This is a genomic window from Pseudoxanthomonas sp. LjRoot204_2 (genome assembly GCF_056175765.1).
Window position 1 is genome coordinate 1 of record NZ_JBGFFG010000361.1, and the last position, 3,460, is coordinate 3,460.

At 68.3% G+C, this 3,460-nt stretch carries 3 protein-coding genes and 1 pseudogene; 3 read left to right on the plus strand and 1 reads right to left on the minus strand.

Translation table 11 applies throughout. The features are described 5' to 3' along the window. From AC04L7_RS14730 to yeiP, 3 genes are all read left to right on the plus strand, one after another. A partial coding sequence (locus AC04L7_RS14730) for a putative bifunctional diguanylate cyclase/phosphodiesterase (protein WP_475513289.1) occupies positions 1–1,668 on the plus strand: 1,668 nt, incomplete at its 5' end. Positions 1,669–1,828: 160 nt separating this feature from the next. Continuing rightward, positions 1,829–2,599, plus strand: a complete 771-nt coding sequence (locus tag AC04L7_RS14735) for an SDR family NAD(P)-dependent oxidoreductase (protein ID WP_435998040.1) — start codon at positions 1,829–1,831, stop codon at positions 2,597–2,599. Positions 2,600–2,641: 42 nt separating this feature from the next. Beyond that, positions 2,642–3,208: an elongation factor P-like protein YeiP gene (gene yeiP, locus AC04L7_RS14740; RefSeq protein ID WP_296278334.1), complete on the plus strand. Its 567-nt coding sequence runs from the start codon at positions 2,642–2,644 to the stop codon at positions 3,206–3,208. Between the two features lie 7 nt (positions 3,209–3,215). Here the strand turns inward: yeiP and AC04L7_RS14745 are convergent. Further along, positions 3,216–3,460: pseudogene (locus AC04L7_RS14745) on the minus strand (DUF4105 domain-containing protein); the annotation flags it as partial.

Sequence of the window (3,460 nt, forward strand, 5' to 3'; positions counted from 1 at the left end):
CTGTTCGACCGCGCGCAGTCGCTGGCGCACATCGGCGGCTGGGAATGGGACCTGGGACGCGACCGGATGTACCTGACCGACGAGGCCCAGCGCATCCTCGGTGCGGCACGCCCGCTGGTCACGCTCGCCGACATGCTGTCGTGCCTGCGCGAGACCGACCGCCGCCGCCTGCGCAGCGCGCTGGACCTGATCACCGCCGGCGGCCAGGGGTTCGACCTGGAACTGCAAGGCACGCAGGCCGACGGCCATCCGTTCTGGATCCGCGTGATCGGCGACGCCGAACCCGGCGATCCCGGCGCATCCCGCATCACTGGCACCATGCAGGACATCTCGCAGGACAAGCAGGCCGAGGAGATGCTGCGCATCCAGGCGCGCACCGACCCGCTGACCGGGCTGATGAACCGCGACGCCGTGCTGACCGAGCTGGGCGCGCGGCTGGCCGATCCGGAGCGCGCGCGCGTCGCGGTGCTGTACATCGACCTGGACCGCTTCAAGATGGTCAACGACGTGCTGGGCCACAACGCCGGCGACGAACTGCTGGTGCAGGCGTCCGACCGCATCCGCGGCGCGGTCGGCACCGACGGCATGATCGCCCGCTTCGGCGGCGACGAGTTCCTGGTGATCTGCGATGCCGGCGACGACCCGCACCTGCCCGAAACGATGGCACATGCCGTGCTCGGCGCCTTCGCCGACGCCTTCCGCTTCGGCAAGGACGAATTCGCCATCACCGCCAGCATCGGCCTGGCGATCGCGCCGGGCGATGGCCYGCGTCCGCAGCAGCTGATCCAGAACGCCGACATCGCGATGTACGACAGCAAGCATCGCGCGCGCAACGGCTGGCAGAGCTTCACCCAGGAACTGGCGCAGCGGCAGCAGGACCGCCTGCAGATCGAGACGCAACTTCGCCGCGCCGTGGACAACGAGGAATTCCGCCTCGTATACCAGCCGCAGGTCGACCTGCGCAACGGCCGCATCATCGCCGGCGAAGCGCTGATCCGCTGGCAGAACCACCAGCTGGGCGAGCTGCGCCCGGACGTGTTCATCAGCCACGCCGAAACCACCGGCGACATCGTGCGCATCGGCAGCTGGGTGCTGCGCGAAGCCTGCCGCCAGGTCGCCACGTGGCGCGACATGGGCCTGGGGATCGTGCGGGTGGCGGTCAACGTGTCGTACCGGCAGTTCGCCGGCGACGACCTCGCCGAGCGCGTGCGCACCATCCTCGAAGAGTTCGACCTGCCCGGCAGTGCGCTCGAACTCGAGTTCACCGAGCGCGTGCTGATCGAGGATGCGCCCGCCACGTTGCGCACCTTCGCCGACCTTCGCCAGCTGGGCGTGCTGCTGACCATCGACGATTTCGGCGAAGGCTACAGCGCCTTGAACTACCTGCGCCGCCTGCCGATCCACGGCCTGAAGCTGAGCCCGCTGTTCACCGAGGGCGTGCCGAACAACCGGTCCGACGTGGCGGTCTGCCAGGCCGTCTCGGCGATCGCGCGCAGCCTGGGCCTTGGCCTGGTCGCCGAGGGCGTGGAGTCGGAGGCGCAGCGGCAGTTCCTGCTGAATCTCGGCGTGCCCGTCGGCCAGGGCTTCCTGTTCGCCCCCGGCCTGTCGCCCGACGAGTTCGCCCGCCGCCTTGCCGATGCGTCGCTGGAGCGGGTGCTGCACGCCTGAGCGGCGCTCGCCTGCGTCTTGTGGGAGCGACGTCAGTCGCGATGGGGCCTTACCGGAAAAGCTTCGCGACTGACGTCGCTCCCACACGAGCTACCCCAGTCATGCCACCCCGCACCCGCCATCGCGTAAAATGCCGGCCTTTCCGCAGCAGGTCCGTCGCATGCAGCTCTCCGATACCCGTGCCGTCATCACCGGCGGCGTTTCCGGCCTGGGACTGGCCGTCGCCCGGCACTTGGTCCAGCACGGCGGCAAGGCTGCGCTGTTCGACGTCAACGACGACAAGGGTGCGGCCGCGGTCGCCGAACTGGGCGACCTCAACGTCCGCTACTTCCGCACCGACGTGACCGACGAAGCCGGCGTCACGACGAACATCGCCGCGGCCAGGGAATTCCTGGGCGGTCTGAATGCCGCGATCAACTGCGCCGGCATCCTCGGTGCCGGACGCGTGCTGGGCAAGGAAGCACCGATGCCGCTGTCCACCTTCCAGGCCACGGTGATGGTGAACCTGGTGGGCAGCTTCAACGTGGCCAAGGCGGCCGCGGACGCGATGCAGCACAACACCCCGAACGCCGACGGCGAGCGCGGCATCATCGTCAACACGGCGAGCGTGGCGGCCTACGAAGGCCAGATCGGCCAGGCGGCCTATTCGGCCTCGAAGGGAGGCGTGGTCGGCATGACCCTGCCGATGGCGCGCGAACTGTCGCGCTTCGGCATCCGCGTGATGACCGTGGCGCCCGGCATCTTCTGGACCCCGATGGTCGATGGCATGCCGGAAGCCGTGCAGCAGTCGCTCAGCGCGTCGATCCCCTTCCCGTCCCGCCTCGGCAAGCCGGAAGAGTTCGCCGACCTGGTCGCCTACATCCTCAGCAATCCCTATCTCAACGGCGAGACGATCCGCCTGGACGGCGCCGTGCGGCTGGCGCCGAAGTAAGTCCACCGCTTTCCTCTTTCCTTTCCTACTGACGGTTCATCCATGAAGGCTTTTGACATCAAGAAGGGCAACGTCGTCGAACACAACGGCGGCGTGTACCAGATCCGCGACATCGAGCGCAGCTCGCCGCAGGGCCGCGGCGGCAACGTGCGCTTCCGCTTCATTATGTACAGCGTGCCGGGCGGCAACAAGCTGGATGCCAGCTTCGACGCCGACGACAACCTGAGCGAAGTGGAATTGCTGCGCCGCCAGGCCACGTATTCCTACAAGGATGGCGATGCGTTCGTGTTCCTCGACGACGAGGACTACACGCCGTACACGCTGGACGCCAACGTCATCGGCGACGACGCCGGCTACATCACCGACGGCCTGAGCGGCTGCTACGTGCAGGTGATCGACGAACTGCCGGTCGCGCTGCAGCTGCCGCAGCACGTGACGCTGGAAGTGGTGGAGACGCCGCCGGAACTGAAGGGCGGCACCGCCACCAAGCGCCCGAAGCCGGCCAAGCTCAATACCGGCATCGAGATCATGGTGCCGGAGTACATCACCAACGGCGAACGCATCCTGGTCAACACGACCACCGGCGAATTCGGCGGCCGCGCGGACTGACCCGCGGTTACGGCGCGCCTGCCGCGGCCAACGCCCGCAGGCGCGTACCGATCGCGTTCACGTTCGATTCGATCCCGCGCAGGGCTTCCCGCTGATCTTCGGGAAGCCAGCGCTCCAGGTCCTTCCGCAGGACCGCATCCTCGCCCCGGAGCCTGTCGACACGCACCCGTGCTTCGACGGCGATGCGCTCGCGTTCCTCCGATTGCGGCAATCCGTAGCCTGCCGGCGCGAGCTCGGCGGGCTGGCTGACGA

Bases quoted from the DNA above. Each gene is read 5' to 3' on its own strand.
- yeiP (WP_296278334.1), top strand. From the start codon at position 2,642: ATGAAGGCTTTTGACATCAAGAAGGGCAACGTCGTCGAACACAACGGC.
- AC04L7_RS14735 (WP_435998040.1), top strand. From the start codon at position 1,829: ATGCAGCTCTCCGATACCCGTGCCGTCATCACCGGCGGCGTTTCCGGC.